Raw genomic sequence first — 16638 nt, forward strand, 5'->3', positions numbered from 1 at the left:
CAGGCAAGGCGCAAACCACAGCGATAGCCGTAGCTATCGCGCGGATTTGCAACGCAGCATGGCGGGCCCAGGCGCCGAAGATAAGTACGCGAATTAGCCAAACAGGACACTAGGTTCCAAGCCTATCAAGGGGCGGCCGCCCGCCGTGGCGGGCCGCAGCCTTACTTCGGTTATAGTTAACGATCCAAAAGAACACGAGCCACATTCCAAGAGCCGTAAACCCCGGGGGAACAACATGCTCATCGGCATTCCGCGCGAAAGCGCGGCGGGCGAGACACGCGTCGCCGCAACGCCAGAAACCATCAAGAAGTACGTCGCAGCCAAGCACAGCGTCGTGGTAGAAACGGGCGCCGGTGCAGCCGCCAGCTACACCGACGAAGCCTACCAGGCGGCCGGCGCCACATTGGGCAGCAATCAAGACGCGCTGGGCGCCAGCCTGGTGCTCAAAGTGCGCTCGCCTTCGGCCGCCGAACTCGGCCACATGCAGCCCAACACCGTGCTGGTGGGCATGCTCGACCCGTTCAACCAAGAGGGCCTGCAGGCCATTGCCCAGGCGGGCTTGACCTCGTTCGCCCTCGAGGCCGCGCCGCGCATCACACGCGCCCAAAGCCTCGATGTGCTGTCTTCCCAGGCCAACCTGGCCGGCTACAAGGCCGTCATGCTGGCGGCCAACCAGTACGGACGCATTTTTCCCATGATGATGACGGCCGCCGGCACGCTCAAAGCCGCGCGCGTGGTCGTGCTGGGCGCGGGCGTTGCCGGCCTGCAGGCCATTGCCACGGCCAAGCGGCTGGGTGCGGTGGTCGAAGCCTCCGACGTCCGCCCCGCCGCACAAGAGCAGGTCGCGTCGCTGGGCGCCAAGTTCATCGAAGTGCCGTTCGAAACCGACGAAGAGCGCGAAATCGCCCAGGGCGTGGGCGGCTATGCTCGCCCCATGCCGGCCGCCTGGATGGCCCGGCAGGCCGCACTGGTCTCCGAACGCTGCAAGCAGGCCGACATCGTCATCACCACGGCCCTGATCCCCGGCCGGCCGGCCCCCACGCTGGTCAGCGAAGAAACCGTCCAGGCCATGAAACCCGGCTCGGTCATCGTCGACCTGGCCGTCGAGCGCGGCGGCAACTGCCCTCTTTCCGAAAAAGACCAAGTGGTCGTCAAGCATGGGGTGGCCCTTATCGGCTACAGCAACCTGCCGGCCCTGGTGGCTACCGACGCCTCGGCCCTTTACGCACGCAACGTGCTCGATTTCCTCAAGCTCATCACCGATGCGGAAGGCGGCCTGGCCATACAACGCGAAGACGAAATCGTCGCCGCCTGCCTGATGACCCTCGACGGCAACGTACTAAGGAGCGCCTGATGGAAGCCATCAATCCCACTCTGCTCAACCTCATCATCTTCGTGCTGGCCGTCTACGTGGGCTATCACGTGGTCTGGAACGTCACGCCCGCGCTGCACACCCCTCTCATGGCGGTCACCAACGCCATCTCGGCCATCGTCATCGTGGGCGCCATGCTGGCCGCAGGCCTGACCGAAGGCGGGCTGGCCCGCTACATGGGCGTGTTCGCCGTGGCCCTGGCCGCCGTCAATGTGTTCGGCGGCTTCCTGGTCACCCGGCGCATGCTCGAGATGTTCAAGAAGAAAGAAAAGAAGGCCGGAGGCAAATCGTGATCTCAATCAATCTCGTCACTTTCTTCTACCTGCTGGCCTCGGTCTGCTTCATCCAGGCGCTCAAGGGCCTTTCCCACCCCACCACCTCGCGGCGGGGCAACGTCTTTGGCATGGTGGGCATGGCCATCGCCGTGCTCACCACCGCGGCGCTCATCATCAGTCTGTCAGAGGGCTCGGCCGCCGTCGGCCTGGGCTGGATCTTGCTGGGCCTGCTCATCGGCGGCGCCACCGGCACCATCATGGCCAAGCGGGTCGAAATGACCAAAATGCCCGAGCTCGTGGCCTTCATGCACAGCATGATCGGCCTGGCCGCGGTGGCCATCGCCATCGCCATCGTGGCCGAGCCGCATGCCTTCAACATTGCCGCCGAGGGCGCGGGCCTGCCCGTGGGCAACCGGCTCGAGCTCTTCATCGGCACTTTCGTCGGCGCCATCACGTTCTCGGGTTCGGTCATCGCCTTCGGCAAGCTGTCGGGCAAATACAAGTTCCGCCTGTTCCAGGGCGCTCCGGTCGTATTCGGCGGCCAGCACATGCTCAACCTGCTGCTGGCCCTGGTGATGCTGGCCTGCGGCCTGTGGTTCATGGGCACGCAAGAGTGGCTGCCCTTCATCATCATGACCGTGCTGGCCTTCATCCTGGGCGTGCTCATCATCATCCCCATCGGCGGCGCCGACATGCCGGTGGTGGTGTCCATGCTCAACAGCTATTCAGGCTGGGCGGCGGCCGGCATCGGCTTCTCGCTGAACAACCCCATGCTCATCATCGCCGGCTCGCTGGTGGGGTCGTCGGGGGCCATCCTGTCATACATCATGTGCAAGGCCATGAACCGCTCGTTCTTCAACGTAATTTTGGGCGGATTCGGTTCAGATGGCGGTTCGTCGCAAGGCGGCGCGCAAGAACAGCGCAGCGTCAAATCGGGCAGCCCCGACGATGCGGCCTTTCTCATGGGTAACGCCGAAACCGTGACCATCGTGCCGGGCTACGGCCTGGCGGTGGCGCGCGCCCAGCATGCCCTGAAGGAACTGGCCGAAAAGCTCACCGAAAAAGGCGTGACGGTGAAGTACGCCATCCATCCGGTGGCGGGCCGCATGCCGGGCCACATGAACGTGCTGCTGGCCGAGGCCGAAGTGCCCTACGACCAGGTCTTCGAAATGGAGGACATCAACAGCGAGTTCTCGCAGACCGACATCGTGCTGGTGCTGGGCGCCAACGACGTGGTCAACCCGGCGGCCAAGACCGATCCGCAGTCGCCCATAGCCGGCATGCCCATTCTAGAGGCCTACAAGGCGCGCACCGTCATCGTCAACAAGCGCTCGATGGCGGCGGGCTATGCGGGCCTGGACAACGAGCTGTTCTACATGGATAAAACCATGATGGTGTTCGGCGACGCCAAGAAAGTGCTCGAAGACATGGTGAAGGCGGTCGAGTAAAAGCAGCCTTGGGCCCGTCAGTGCACGGGCCCGCGGTCGGGCTTTCCGCCGCGCAGATAGCTGGGCGCCACCGATTCCAGCGGGGTCGGAATGATTCCCAGCTCGGGCGCCATGATCTCGTCGCTGGTATTGTCGGCCCTGAGCGAATCAAGGTTGTCGCGCGACATAATCGGCAGGCCGGGCAGGCATTCGAACAACAGGGCTTGCGCATAGCCGATGAACCGGGGCATGGGCAGCACCGGCCGGGGCCGGCCGCTCCATTTTGCGGCCAGCCGCGCCAGATCGGCCAGCGTATACTGCGACACGCCGGCAACCACATAGGTCTTACCGTAGGTTTGCGAGTTTTCGAGCGCGTTGGCCATGGCCGTGGCCACATCGCGCACATACACCGGCTGCAGGCGAGCCTGGGCGCCTGCCAGGGGTATGGCGGGCAGCCATCTTGCCAGGCGGGCAAACAGGTTCATGAAATTGTCTTCGCGGCCGAACACGACCGAGGGCCGGAAGATCGTCAGGGCGCCTTCCGCAAAGGATGAGAACTCGGCCCATACGGCCGCTTCACCCGCCGCCTTCGAGCGCTGGTAGCCGCTTGGCCCTTGCGGGTCGGCGCCCAGGGCGCTTACGTGCAAAAGACGCGGCACCCCCGTTTTGCGGCAGGCCGCCGCAATGCGCCGGGGAAGCTCGACATGTGCACGCTCGAACTCGGGCCCGTAGGGCTTGCCCGGCCTGCTGTGCAGCACACCCACCAGATTGACGACCGCATCGGCCTCGGACAGCAGGCGTTCAAGCACGGCGTCGTCATGGATGTCATCCTCGAAGAGGGTAAGGGTGGGGAACACCAGGAGATTGCGCCCCTTCTGATAGCGGCGCGTGGGCACATGGACGAAATGCCCGGCCCGGACAAGGCATGCGACCAGATGCTGTCCGATGAACCCGGTACCGCCGATGACCAAGACGCGCATCAAGCCCCCCGCTGTGAAACTGTCACAGGGCCATTTTCGGCCGAGACGCGGCTGCGCGCAAGCGCAGCCCGACCTACGCGGCTCGACCGAACCCGCTGCGCCTAACGTATTAGGCTAGGCATCCATAAGGCGATTTGCGGAAAAATGAGGATGAGCACCAGCACGAACATCTCGATCGCCAGGAACGGCACCGCCGCCCTGTAGACCGTGGCCATACGGATCTCGGGCGGCGCGATGCCCTTCATGACGAACAGCAGCAGGCCAAACGGCGGAGTAAGAAAGCCCATCTCCATGGTGATGAGATAGATGACCCCCAGCCAGATCGGGTCGATGCCCACGGCGTGCGCAATAGGGATGAACAGCGGCACGGTGATCATGACCATGCTGACCTGGTCGACAAAGCACCCCAGCACAAGCAAGACCAGCATCATCATCACCAACACCATCAGCGGGTCGGCCCCGAAGCCCGTAACCAGGGTGACCACGCCGCTGGTGGCGCCGGAGAAGGCCAGGATCTGGCTGAAGGTGGTGGACGCCATGATGATGAAGAGAATCATCGTGCTGGTCTTGGCCGTTTCGGCCAGGGTGGTCTTGATGGCCTGCCAGCTAAGGGTGCGATAGCCCGCCGCGGCGATGAAAGAGGCGATTACGCCCAGGCCGGCGGACTCGGTGGGCGTGGCGACGCCCAGTATCAGCGAGCCCACCACTACGATCAGAATGCCCGAAAGCGGCACCACGTAAATAAGGAAAGGCACCCAGCGCTCGGCGAACGTGCGCTGTACCGGATCGTCGGCCGGGGCGTCCTGCGGGCGCCGCTTGGCCCGATAGATGATGTAGGTGAAGAACAGCAGCGACATGAGCAGCGCCGGAATAATGCCCGCCAGCAGCAGCTTCGAAATGGACATGCCCGCCAGGCTGCCCACCAGAACGGCCAGCGCCGATGGGGGGATCAGCATGGCGATGGCTCCGGTTGCCATGATGGGGCCCATCGACAGCGTTGGGTGGTAGCCGCGCTTCAGCATCTCGGGCATCAGCGAGCGCCCCAGCATGGCCGTGTTGGCGATGCTGGAGCCGGACAGGGCCGAAAACACCGTTCCGGCGGCCACCGTGACCACCGCCATGCGGCCCGGCACCTTGACGATGAGGCGTTCGATGGCGTCAATGGCCTTGAAGGCCATGCCGGTGTGCAGCAGGATTTCGCCCATCAGGATGAACAGCGGGATGGGCGCAAGATTGTAATTGGTGATGGCCGTGACCACGTTGCGGGTCATTTGTATCAGGCCGATTTCGCCATTCAGGAAGACAATGGCGCCGATGATGTTGACACCAAAGAAGGTGACGGCCACCGGCAGGCCCAGCATGAGCAGGACCACAAGTGATCCTGTCAGCAATAACAAAGCAGAAATCCAATCCATGTAGGGGTATTCCGTTTACCGCGCTGAAACGTGCGCGGGGGAGCGAAGTTCGCCCCTGAACAACAGCAGGAACTCGATGGCGACAAGAAGCATGCCAAAGGGCACGAAGATACTTATCGTCCACTCGGGGATGGTGAAGGTTTTGTAGATTTGGCTGCCGCGTTCGAACGCCTTGAGGGTGGCCAGGGCGCTGTAATAGCAGATGACGAAGCAGATGGCGCTGCCCAGCAGGCAGACAAAGCAGCTGACCACACGTCGCAGGCCTTCGGGCAGGTTGGACGTAACGACGTCGACGCTTACGTGGGCCCCCTCGCGAAGCACCCAGGGTGCGGCGAAGATGGTTGCCACGTACATGGCGTATTCCATGGTTTCGATCACCCAGGCCAGGCCGCCGCCGACGGTGTTGCGCACCAGCACGTCGGCGCCGATGAAGAAGGCCATCAGCCCGAAGATGGCCCCCGCAACGACTGCCAGGCCTGTAATAAGGGAGTTGTAGGCCCGTGCCACGGGGTTGCTGGAAACAGCGGCGCCTGTGCCTGGATGATTCATGCGGAAAAAACCTTGTTACTTGGACCGGGTAAGCAGTTCGCGCAGGCGCGGAGCGGTGTCGGGCGCGGCCTTGAGCACCTGGGCCCAGCCGGCTTCGCGTGCGGTTTCAAGCCATTTTTCGCGTTCCGCGCCTTCGAGCGTGTACACGGTCATGCCCGAGGCGGCCTGCTTCTTGGCCTCTTCGGCGTTGATCTGCTCGTTCTCGGCGTTGGTGGACTCGACCCATTCGGCCATCTTGTTCAGGAAGGCGCGCTGCTCGTCGGAGAGGGACTTCCATTTGTCGAGGTTGAGCAGGATGTTGACGTCGACGGTATAGAAGCCCGGGTCGACGCGCGCCTTGGTGACTTCTTGCCAGCCCAGGTCGAGCACGCCCTGGATGGGCCAGCCATAGCCGTCGACCACGCCCCGCTCGAGCGCGGTGTAGACCTCGGACGGAGGTGTTTGAATGCTGCTGGCGTTAAGCGCTTCGAAGAAGGCACGATAAACCGGCGTGACCCGCAGGGTGAAGCCGCTGAGATCGGCCTTTTCGACAGGCTTGTTCGTGTACATGTGGAAAGGCACGCCGTCGCCGGTGCGGGCCAGGTACCACGCGTTCATTTTTTTGTTGTGCAGCTCGTTGATGTATTCCCAGCCGCCGTTCTTGCGCAGTTCTTGTATGGTGTATTCGGTAAGCTTCAGGCCGTCGCCCGCGGGCAGCAGGTTGGTGTAGAAGGCCGCAGTGACGAAGGCCATGTCGATGACGCCCGACGACACCGAGTTGCCCACTTCGAACGGAGGCATGGCCGAAGGCCCGCCCATGTAGTTGATTTGTACCAGACCCTTGCCCTCGGCGTTGACCTTTTCGACGAAGCGGGCAAACGGACGTTCGATGAGCGAACCCTGCTGGAACGAGCTGACGGCCCGAAGGACGACCTCTTCCGCGCTGACAGGGGCCGCGGCGAACAAAGTGCCGACGGCCAGGGCCACGCCGGCCATCCTGGTAAGAATCTTCATGGGGGGATCTCCCGTTAATTGTTTATGTATCAACTAATTTTTGCACAAAGCCAGGAAGATTGTCACTAGGGCTTGCCCCATGGTCCGAGGGCTAGAGGGAAAACCGCCCTCTGCTACCGAGGTGGGAAACAGGACCGCCATACGGTTCTGCGCGCAGGCAGCGTGGCTGGGAAGTTGGTGACCGCCTGGCCGCTGCGCTCCAGCAGTCGGGACTCGATCTGCATCACCAGCACGTTACGCGAGCGACCAGTTGTGCTCAATGGCTTTGGCAACATACCACTTGCGGGTTTCAGGACCGGGCAATTTGTCCAACAGGGCCAGATGGTGGTACCAAGGCAATTGTGCAAGCAGCTCTTGCATAAACGACCCATCCGGCCAGGCCTCGGCAAACGCTCCCATGTACTTTAGGTTGCGCGGCGAAAAGCCTTTTATATCCGGGAAGGCGGTGCCTAGATCATGCACCAACCGGTCGATCACCTTCGCTCCCCGACCCCGCTCTGTAACGGCCTGACCTGCACCGTCTTAACGGCAGTCGACTCTCTGAGCAAGAAGCCAACCGACCGTTAAATCGGGCATAGGGGACAATGCCCCGACTGTGGCGGAGCCTGAAAGCGGCTGGGCGAAGACGTTGAGCGAGGTACTAGTCTGGTTCGGGTGCGCTTCCATGTCGTGCGTCACGTGCGTCCGCTCCTGGCCTGTTCCTGCTGTGACCGTATCGTACAGGCGCCGGCGGTCAGCCGCCCCATTGCGCGCGGCTACGCGGGTCCGAGATCAGCCTTCTTACCAAGACAGGAAGCGTTCCTTGTGCTTCGCGCCTGTCTGACCACTGCACGAGATGGGTTGCGGTGACGCGCATGTTGGGAAAACCCTCTAATCGAATCAAACGCCAAGCGTCCATTGTTGGATGGTTCTCGGTGGCAACCCGCGAGGGATGAAGTTTTCCTTGCGCAACCAGGAAAGCCATGGCTTGAGGTCGGATGGCAAAAAGCGGGCTTTGCGTTCATGCCAGTTTTCGCGAACATCGGAGATGATCTGCGTATCCGTCGGTTGAACACCGTCGATCAGAAAGTCGTTCCAGACTGCGAAAAGCGTGGCGATGATTTCGACCTCTTCGGTAGTCCTGTCTGCCAGAGCGTAGAGCAAACGATCAAATTCAGTCTTCTGGCCGGGTGTCATTAGAGCTTCGGCGTTGGCCGCAGGTTCCAACAACGCCGACAAGCAGCGGTACTCCGTCTTTTTCCTGCCGTTGGCCCAGGTCTTTTCATTGACCTCGAACCAGCGCTTGTCTTGACCTTGCCGCTCGAAATCATAAATCCAGGTATCCAGTGGCCCCGCAGCTTCACGCTCGGGTTTCAGATCCAGATCCAAGCCAATATGCGCTTGCGCCAGGTACATCACCTTGGCGGCAGCGGTCCGACCGAAGTATTGGGCGTTGGCGAGTTTGTTGATCGCATAACAGCCGATGTTGGCGCGGTAGGTAGCCAAGTCAATGACTTGGGCTTTTGAAAATGGCTTTCGCTGAGGCTCTTCCGTTGTGTCGTCTTGTGATTGGGCGAGCCTCAGCGCGCTCAGCAGTTCGGCCTGCTTGCTGGTTGCGGCCTTAATCTGATGACCCAGCGAATCGCATAAATCCATTAGTTCGTCGATTTTTGCAACAATGCGGTGCTGTTCGGGGAGGGGTGGGAGTGCCGCAATTACTTGCTTCACTTTGTCTTGGGATATGTTCATTTGGCTATCTGCCATTCCCGACTTCATTCTCTCAATTTGGTCACCTCCATATCCCGTGTTTAAAACAAGAGCGCAAAAATCCGGGAAAATCAGATCCCCATAGATCTTAAAACGTATAATTTTGTCGGAGAGCATTAGTTGCGGGCGTACAGTTTTTGCAACGCAACAAACTCCCACACGGTTCTTTGGGCCCGCGCGGGTAATGAGAATGTCGTTTTCTGCGACTTGCGCATCGGGCCGTGGGGCTAATTTTCCAGGAAGAGCCTTATTCTCGTGAGGCCAAAACTGTAAGGCTTGAACAGCGGTCGTTTTGAGTACACCCCACTCATTTTCCCTTGCTGGTTCGTTTTCACATTTCGGGCTCCAGCCAGCATCCATGTATGAAATTAGATCGCCCAATCTTGCCCATTCCCACCCCTGCGGCAACTTATAGGGCTTTTCTTTCTCCGTCACTGACGGCAAGAGCTTGGGTTTCTTGATCTTGCCTTCCTTTACCAGCCGCTGTTTCTCGGCTTCGATCTCTTTCAGCAGTTCCCTGGCGGGCTGGTCGTCCGGGTTTTGCGGGACGAGTTTGCCCATCACCGCCAGTTGCAGGATGGCCTTACGCAGTTCGGCGACGTTTTCCTTGACGGTGTAGAGCTCGCCGAAGTGTTCGGCGAGGAAGGTCTGAGCATGCTGGTGCTGGTCGGGTTCAGCGATGTTCAGCAGTTGCTTGATGGCAGCGGTATGGACGGTCAGGCGCGCCTTCTGCTGGGCGCTGCGCAGTTTTTCCAGTTCATCACAACGTGCCATCAGTTCGTCAATTTTGGCGACGATGTGGTGTTGTTCGGAGATGGGAGGTAAAGGCAGTTCCAGTTCCGCAAACAAAGGTGTTGGCACACGCTTCTGGCCAGCCGAACCTGTCATTCTCGCCGCTGTTGTGGAAATGAACTTTGGGTTCTTCAAGAAAAAAAGAAGGTAGCGTGGGTCAACTGCATCAAATGTGTTGCGAAATATATGAAGCTCAGTTGTTCCGGCACCGATTCCACTGGGGAGGTTAGAGAATACACAAGACTTCGCATTCTCAAAGCATGGGGTAATTTTGGCCATTCCGACATCTCCATCTGCGAAATGTGTATAGCCTTTTCTTATATCACCCCAATGACGCTCTTCAAAAGAATGAAACTCAGAGTAACCCTCCTGAATAAGCGGCATAGGTACAAACCCAGCCAACATATCATCATCTGCATTATTGCGCGGATTGATAAGGCCGATATCACCCAGCCTCACCCATTCCCACCCCCGCGGCAACGCATAGGGTTTCTCTGCGTCCGTGATCGGCGGCAAGGGCTTGGGCTTCTTGATCTTGCCTTCCTTTACCAGCCGCTGTTTCTCGGCTTCGATTTCTTTCAGCAGTTCGCTAGCGGGCTGGTCGTTCGGATCTTGTGGCACCAGCTTGCCCTGCATGGCCAATGTCAGGATCAGCTCGCGCAGCTTCCTGATGCCATCGGGGGCGGCAAAGGCGGTATCGAAGTGCTTTTCCAATAGTTCGGCGGTGTGCTTATTCATGCTCGCCCCCTAGTTCGCGTTCGATCTGTTCGATGCTGGGCAGGCTGGTTTGTAGTTCTTCAGGCAGGGATTCAATCAATTGGTATTCCGCCACGCCGATGGGCTGAGTCTTGTCGCGCAATGCGTATTCGGCCACCACGGTGTTCTTACTTTTGCACAGCAACAGGCCGATGGTGGGGTTGTCCTGTTCGGCCTTGACCTGCATATCGACGGCAGTGAGGTAGAAGCTCAACTGGCCGAGGTGTTCCGGTTTGAATTTCTCGGCTTTCAGCTCGATGACCACGTAGCAGCGCAGCTTGAGGTGGTAGAACAGCAGGTCGATGTAGAAGTCGTCACCGCCGACTTCCAGATGAATCTGGCGACCGACGAAGGCAAAGCCCGCACCCAGTTCCAGCAGGAACTGGGTGATGTGCTTGACCAGCGCTGACTCGATTTCCCGCTCGTTGGCTTCCTGGCCAACATCCAGGAAGTCGAACAAGTAGGGATCCTTGAGGGCTTGCCGGGCCAGATCGGTTCCCGGCGCGGGAAGACGGTTGGCGAAGTTGGTGATCGCTTGGCCTTCTCGTTCCAGCAGGCGGGATTCGATATGGATTTCCAGTGTGGCGCGTGACCAGCCGTGTTCCACGGCGCGCTGGGCATAGGCCAGGCGTTGTTCTCGCTGCTTCAGCTTGGCCAGCAACACCAGGTTGTGGCCCCAGGGCAATTGTCCAACAGCCTGTTGGACAATTGCCGCGTCCGGCCAGGCGTCGGCGAAGGAACGCATGTACATCAGGTTGGCGCGGGAAAAGCCCTTCATCTCGGGAAAGGCTGTCCTGAGGTCGTGCGCCAGCCGCTCGATGACCTTGGCCCCCCAGCCCTGCTCAGCCTGCCGCTGCAGGATGTCACGGCCGATCTGCCAGTAGAGCAGCACCAGTTCGCGGTTGACGGCCAGCGCGGCCCGCTGCCGGGCATTGTGGATGCGGTTCTTCAGTTCGCCCAGCCAGTTGGCGTAGCCTTCGGGGGCTGGAACGAGGGAGACGGGCTTGTCGCTCATTCCGCTTGCCCGCTGGTAGCCTTGAGCGCGGCCAGCAGTTCAGTTTTCAGCGCTTGCTGGGCAGCCTGCAACTGGCGGGTAATGTCCTGGTATTCGGCCATCAGTTCGTCCGGATCACCCAGTTCGACAGCCACCTCGTGCGGGTTCTTGCAGTCCAGGTTGTAGTTGCGAGCAGCCAGATCCTTGGCAGAGACCTTCCAGGCATGCTCGGTGGTCTTGCGTCCCTTGCGTTGCGGGCCGCCCCACCAGGCTTTCTCAAGATCGAATTCCTTAATGGTCAACGGCTTGGAACGGGAATAGCTCTTGTAGCCCTCTGGGTAGGGATGCTCGAAGAACCATACGTCCTTGGTGGGGCCGCCCTTCTCGAAGAACAGGATGTTGGTGGCGATGCTGGTGTAGGGGGCGAACACGCCTTTGGGCAGGCGCACGATGGTGTGCAGGTTGAACTCTTCCAGCAGTTCGCGCTTGAGCGTGGTTTTCACTCCCTCGCCGAACAGAAAGCCATCCGGCAACACCACGGCAGCGCGGCCAGTGTCGTGCCTGAGCAGGTGCATGATCAACGCCATGAACAGGTCGGCGGTCTCGCGGGTCTGATGCTTGGCGAGGAAGTTCTTCTCGATGCCATCCTCTTCCATGCCGCCGAATGGTGGGTTGGTGATGATAATGTCCACCCGGTCGCGCGGGCCATAGTCCTTGAAGGGGCGAGAGAGCGTGTTGTCGTGGCGGATCCGGGTAGGCACGTCGATGCCGTGCAGCATCATGTTGGTCATGGCCAGCATGTGCGGCAGGGGCTTCTTCTCGACGCCGTGGATGTTTTCTTGCAGCAGCCGGTTGTCATCTGGCGTCTTGACCTGCTTTCTGAGGTGCTCGATGGCGCAGGTCAGGAAGCCACCCGTGCCGCAGGCTGGGTCGAGGATGCTTTCGCCGAGTTTCGGGTCGAGGATATCGACCATGAACTGCGTGACCGCACGCGGGGTGTAGTACTCGCCCGCGTTGCCAGCCGACTGCAAGTCGGCGAGGATTTTCTCGTAGATATCGTTGAACAGGTGCCGGTCGCTGGACGAGTTGAAATCCACGTCCTCTTCAATGGTGTTGATCACCTGGCGCAGCAGCGTGCCGGACTTCATGTAGTTGTAGGCATCCTCGAACACCGAGCCGATCACCCGGCCTTGCGCGGACACGCCCGCCTTGGTGGCAAGCTGTTTCAAGGAGGGAAAGAGGTCGTTGTTGACGAAGTCGATCAACTCTTCACCGGTCATGCCTTCCGGATCCTTGGCCCAGTTGCTCCAGCGAAAGCGGCTTTGCAGCGGCGAACGGTAGCTGGACTGGGTCAGTTCCCACTCCTGTTCCTTGTCGTCGAAGATCTTCAGGAACAACAGCCAGCAGATTTGGCTGATTCGCTGGGCATCGCCATCGACGCCGACATCCTTGCGCATGATGTCCTGGATGGCTTTGATAAGAGTTGCGAGTGACATGAATACTTCCTGGGTCTAGTTCTGGTCAGGCGCGGTAGAGCTCACGTTCAAGCTCGCCCACGGCCTGTTGGTATTGGGTCTTGCCGCCAAAGGCACGCACCAGTTCGATCGGTGTGCCCAGGCGGTTGAAGGGAGCGATGGCGAGGATCTGCGTTTCCTCGATGGCGGCCACGCCTTCGTCGGCATACTTGTCGAGCAGGGCTTCGAGCACCTTTTGCGCCTGCTCGCCATACTTGGCGAAGTAATGGCGCTTCTTGACCTGCTCGGCCCGCTCCTTGCGCGTGAGTGGGGGCTGGTCCCAGGCCACGTGGCATAGCAGATCGAAGGGGTCGAAATCCTTGCCGGATTGCTTGTCCACCTCGTCGGCCAAAGCCTCGAAAAAGATGCCTTGATGAGCCAGCTCGTCGATGATGGCCTGCTTCTTTTCGGCCTTGCTCCAATGGCGCAGGAAATCGTCGAGTGACGCGAACTCCTTGGCCAGGGTGTTACGGGTGTAATCCTTCAGGGACTCGGTGATCAGTTTGCCGTTGGCGTCGAAGTACTGCACCCGCTCGGCCACCACCTTGACCTCGACATTGGCGACAACGTAACGACGCACGTTGGTGCCTTCCTCGCCTGGCAGCGGTTCGGCTACGCCGCCGGGGGACGTGGGGTTGTCGTCCGGCGTGGGATAGGTGAATTCATCGTCAGGCGACGCCTCCCCTTCTTCTTCATCTGGAGGAAGCGGTGGCTCGCCCGGGCCTGGCTCATAGATCTGGACGGGATCGCCGTCGAAAGCCGGATCGGCGAACAGCTCGGTCGCTTTCTTGAAGTCGAGAATGGTGAACCAGTACTTGTCGAAGTCTTCATTTATGCGCGTCCCGCGACCGATGATCTGCTTGAACTCGGTCATGGACTGGATACGTTGATCCAGCACAATGAGCTTGCAGGTCTGGGCATCGACGCCCGTGGTCATCAGCTTGGAAGTGGTCGCGATGACGGGGTATTTGCTTTCCGGGAAGATGAAGTTGTCCAACTCCATCTTGCCTTCTTCATTGTCGCCGGTGATGCGCACGACATAGCGGTGGTTCTGCGCCACCAGGTCGGCGTTTTCGTTGACCAGCGCCTGGCGCATGCGTTCGGCATGGTCGATGTTGTCGCAGAAGACGATGGTCTTGTCGAAGCGGTTGCTGGCTTTCAGGTACTCACTGATCTTGCGCGCCACCACGTGCGTGCGCTGTTCCAGTACCAGCGTCTTGTCAAAATCACGCTGGTTGTAGATACGGTCTTCGATCTCGTTACCGTGCTTGTCGAGCATGCCCTTGTCGGGACGCCAGCCGGTCAGGTCTTTGTCCAGGTCGATGCGCACCACCTTGTAGGGTGCGAGAAAGCCATCGTCGATGCCCTGGCGTAGCGAGTAGGTGTAAATGGGCTCGCCGAAGTAGTCGATGTTGGAAACGTCCTTGGTTTCCTTGGGCGTCGCGGTCAGACCGATCTGTGTGGCGGAGTGGAAATACGTCAGGATCTCGCGCCAGGCCGAATCTTCGGCAGCACTGCCCCGGTGGCATTCGTCGATCACGATCAGGTCGAAGAATTCCGGGCTGAACTGTTTGTAGATGTTCCGTTCTTCTTCGTTACCGGTGACGGCTTGGTAAAGTGACAGGTAGATCTCATACGACTTGTTGGCTTGTCGCCTCTGGATCTTGGTCATCGCAGCGCCGAACGGCTTGAAGTCGTTGGTCATGGTCTGATCGACCAGGATGTTGCGGTCAGCCAGAAACAGGATGCGTTTCTTGGCACGCGACTTCCACAACCGCCAGATGATCTGGAAGGCGGTATAGGTCTTGCCTGTACCCGTGGCCATCACCAGCAGAATGCGCTTCTGCTCTTTGGCTATCGCCTCGATGGTCTTGTTAATGGCAAGCAACTGGTAGTAGCGGGGCATCTTGTTACTGCCATCGCTGTAGTAGTCCTGGGCCACCAGGGCCTGCTGCTGCGTGCTCAGCCCCTGGTGCTCTGCCCACCACCGCCACAGCGTATCGGCACTGGGGAACTCGTCTAGGCCCAGTTCGCGCTCGATCACACCGTCCTTGGCGATCTTGTTGTGGAACAGGAAGCCGTCTCCATTGCTGCTGAATACGAAAGGCACTTGCAGCATGTCGGCATAGCCAAGCGCCTGTTGCATGCCCGAGCCGACAGCGTGCTTGTTGTCCTTGGCTTCGATGACGGCGATGGGCAGGTTGGGCTTGTGGAACAGCACATAGTCGGCGCGCTTGTGCTGACCGCGCGTGTGCAGTTTGCCGCGTACGATGATGCGACCCTTGGTCAGCAGGAACTCTTCTCGCACCTGGGTCAGAACATCCCATCCGGCCTTTTCCAGAGCAGGCGTGATGAACTTAGTGCAGATATCGCGCTCACTGAGTGTCTGCTTATTCATAGCCTGTCCCCCCTCCGTACTGGCACTTTTATCTGTGCCTGCTTGCCTGCTACTGGGCTGAAGCCGTATCAATTCGTGACGATTATCCTCGATAACAACTATCAGAGGGCTCGAATGTCGTCAGCTTCCTCTAAAAAATGGGGTAATACACGCTTCATTACCCTATTTTCAATTGCCTATTACCTTTATTTTCGCAGTAGGTATCAACCTGAAAATTCAGCACCGACTAATCAGACGTTGAACAAGAAATTCAACACATCCCCGTCCTTCACCACATATTCCTTGCCTTCAGCCCGCATCTTGCCGGCCTCTTTCGCGCCCTGCTCGCCCTTGCAGGCGATGTAGTCGTCGTAAGCAATGGTTTGCGCGCGGATGAAGCCGCGTTCGAAGTCGGTGTGGATGACGCCGGCGGCCTGGGGGGCCGTGTCGCCGATGCGGATGGTCCAGGCGCGCACTTCCTTCACGCCGGCGGTGAAATAGGTTTGCAGGCCCAGCAGGGTGTAGGCGGCGCGGATGACGCGGTTCAGGCCGGGCTCGTCCATGCCCATGTCTTCCAGGAACACGGTCTTGTCTTCGTCGTCGAGCTCTGCGATCTCGGCCTCGACGGCGGCGCATACGGCCACGACCGGCGCGTGCTCGGCTTCGGCGTACTTGCGCACGGCATCCAGGTGCGGGTTGTCGTTGAAGCCGTCTTCGCGCACGTTGGCCACATACATGCAGCGCTTGGCGGTGATGAAGCAGAACTGCTTGATCAGGGCGAGTTCGTCTTCGTCGAGCGAAAGCGAGCGTATGGGGCGGGCTTCGTTCAGGACGGGAATCAGCTTTTCAAGCGCGGCCACCATCTTGATGGCTTCTTTGTCGCCGGAACGTGCCGTCTTTTGATGACGCTGCAAGGCTTTTTCGGCGGAAGCCAGGTCGGCCAGGGCCAGCTCGGTGTTGATGACCTCGATGTCGGAAATGGGGTCGACGCGGCCGGCAACGTGAACGACGTTCTCGTCTTCGAAGCAGCGCACCACGTGCACGATGGCGTCGGTTTCGCGGATGTTGGCCAGGAACTGGTTGCCCAGGCCCTCGCCCTTCGATGCGCCCGCCACCAGGCCGGCGATGTCGACGAACTCGACCACGGCCGGCAGCACACGCTCGGGCTTGACGATTTCAGCCAGCGCGGCCAGCCGGGCGTCGGGCACCTCGACCACGCCCACGTTGGGCTCGATGGTGCAGAAGGGATAGTTTTCCGCCGCAATGCCCGCCTTGGTCAGGGCGTTGAACAAAGTAGATTTTCCGACGTTGGGCAGGCCAACGATGCCGCATTGCAAAGCCATGGAGATCCTGAAAGTTGAATGAAGCGAGAAATCGCAAGCAAATAGTATCTATTTTAACCGGCCGGCGGGGGCTGTCGCCCGTGGCGCAGGCTTCGGCACAGGGAA

At 59.9% G+C, this 16638-nt stretch carries 13 protein-coding genes and 1 pseudogene; 4 read left to right on the top strand and 10 right to left on the bottom strand.

Features of this window, described 5'->3' with window-relative positions; all coding sequences use genetic code 11:
- The first annotated feature begins 235 nt into the window (after positions 1-235).
- From C7440_RS07405 to C7440_RS07415, 3 genes are read left to right on the top strand one after another with little or no spacing between them, the layout of a single operon-like run.
- On the top strand, positions 236-1354 hold the full coding sequence (locus C7440_RS07405) for a Re/Si-specific NAD(P)(+) transhydrogenase subunit alpha (protein WP_116518025.1): 1119 nt from the start codon (positions 236-238) through the stop codon (positions 1352-1354).
- The gene (locus C7440_RS07410; RefSeq protein ID WP_017523956.1) at positions 1354-1665 is read left to right on the top strand and encodes an NAD(P) transhydrogenase subunit alpha part 2; all 312 of its coding nucleotides are present in this window, start codon (positions 1354-1356) and stop codon (positions 1663-1665) included. Before C7440_RS07405 ends, C7440_RS07410 begins: the two co-directional genes overlap by 1 nt.
- Positions 1662-3095: an NAD(P)(+) transhydrogenase (Re/Si-specific) subunit beta gene (locus C7440_RS07415; RefSeq protein ID WP_116518026.1), complete on the top strand. Its 1434-nt coding sequence runs from the start codon at positions 1662-1664 to the stop codon at positions 3093-3095. The genes C7440_RS07410 and C7440_RS07415 overlap by 4 nt, the downstream gene beginning before the upstream one ends.
- Before the next feature lie 17 nt (positions 3096-3112).
- Here C7440_RS07415 and C7440_RS07420 read toward each other — a convergent pair whose 3' ends face one another.
- The 5 genes from C7440_RS07420 to C7440_RS07440 form a co-directional block, all read right to left on the bottom strand.
- Positions 3113-4054 carry a complex I NDUFA9 subunit family protein gene (locus tag C7440_RS07420; protein ID WP_116518027.1) on the bottom strand — a complete coding sequence of 314 codons (942 nt, stop codon included), beginning with the start codon at positions 4052-4054 and terminating at the stop codon, positions 3113-3115.
- Between the two features lie 101 nt (positions 4055-4155).
- Positions 4156-5469: a TRAP transporter large permease gene (locus tag C7440_RS07425; RefSeq protein WP_116518028.1), complete on the bottom strand. Its 1314-nt coding sequence runs from the start codon at positions 5467-5469 to the stop codon at positions 4156-4158.
- 15 nt (positions 5470-5484) lie between these two features.
- Positions 5485-6018, bottom strand: a complete 534-nt coding sequence (locus C7440_RS07430) for a TRAP transporter small permease (protein WP_116518029.1) — start codon at positions 6016-6018, stop codon at positions 5485-5487.
- Positions 6019-6033: 15 nt separating this feature from the next.
- Entirely contained in the window at positions 6034-7011 is a 978-nt protein-coding gene (dctP, locus tag C7440_RS07435) for a TRAP transporter substrate-binding protein DctP (protein WP_116518030.1), read from the bottom strand.
- Positions 7012-7245: 234 nt separating this feature from the next.
- Entirely contained in the window at positions 7246-7488 is a 243-nt protein-coding gene (locus C7440_RS07440; protein WP_341476769.1) for a DUF1016 N-terminal domain-containing protein, read from the bottom strand.
- A 108-nt stretch (positions 7489-7596) separates the two neighbouring features.
- Here C7440_RS07440 and C7440_RS20065 point away from each other — a divergent pair.
- Positions 7597-7779, top strand: a pseudogene (locus tag C7440_RS20065) (IS66 family transposase zinc-finger binding domain-containing protein); the annotation flags it as partial.
- Positions 7780-7890: 111 nt separating this feature from the next.
- Here the strand turns inward: C7440_RS20065 and C7440_RS07450 are convergent.
- From C7440_RS07450 to ychF, 5 genes are all read right to left on the bottom strand, one after another.
- Positions 7891-10287 carry a restriction endonuclease subunit S gene (locus C7440_RS07450; RefSeq protein ID WP_116518032.1) on the bottom strand — a complete coding sequence of 799 codons (2397 nt, stop codon included), beginning with the start codon at positions 10285-10287 and terminating at the stop codon, positions 7891-7893.
- Entirely contained in the window at positions 10280-11320 is a 1041-nt protein-coding gene (locus tag C7440_RS07455; RefSeq protein WP_017523948.1) for a PDDEXK nuclease domain-containing protein, read from the bottom strand. Before C7440_RS07455 ends, C7440_RS07450 begins: the two co-directional genes overlap by 8 nt.
- A complete protein-coding gene (locus tag C7440_RS07460) occupies positions 11317-12795 on the bottom strand; it encodes a type I restriction-modification system subunit M (RefSeq protein WP_017523947.1) in 1479 nt (492 codons plus the stop codon). The genes C7440_RS07455 and C7440_RS07460 overlap by 4 nt, the downstream gene beginning before the upstream one ends.
- A 25-nt stretch (positions 12796-12820) precedes the next feature.
- Positions 12821-15211, bottom strand: a complete 2391-nt coding sequence (gene hsdR / locus C7440_RS07465; protein WP_116518033.1) for an EcoAI/FtnUII family type I restriction enzme subunit R — start codon at positions 15209-15211, stop codon at positions 12821-12823.
- Positions 15212-15441: 230 nt separating this feature from the next.
- Positions 15442-16533, bottom strand: coding sequence for a redox-regulated ATPase YchF (gene ychF / locus C7440_RS07470; RefSeq protein WP_017523945.1), 1092 nt, complete (start codon positions 16531-16533; stop codon positions 15442-15444).
- Positions 16534-16638: the final 105 nt, after the last annotated feature.

Source organism: Pusillimonas noertemannii (genome assembly GCF_003096595.1).
GTDB classification, from domain to species: Bacteria; Pseudomonadota; Gammaproteobacteria; order Burkholderiales; family Burkholderiaceae_B; genus Pusillimonas; species Pusillimonas noertemannii.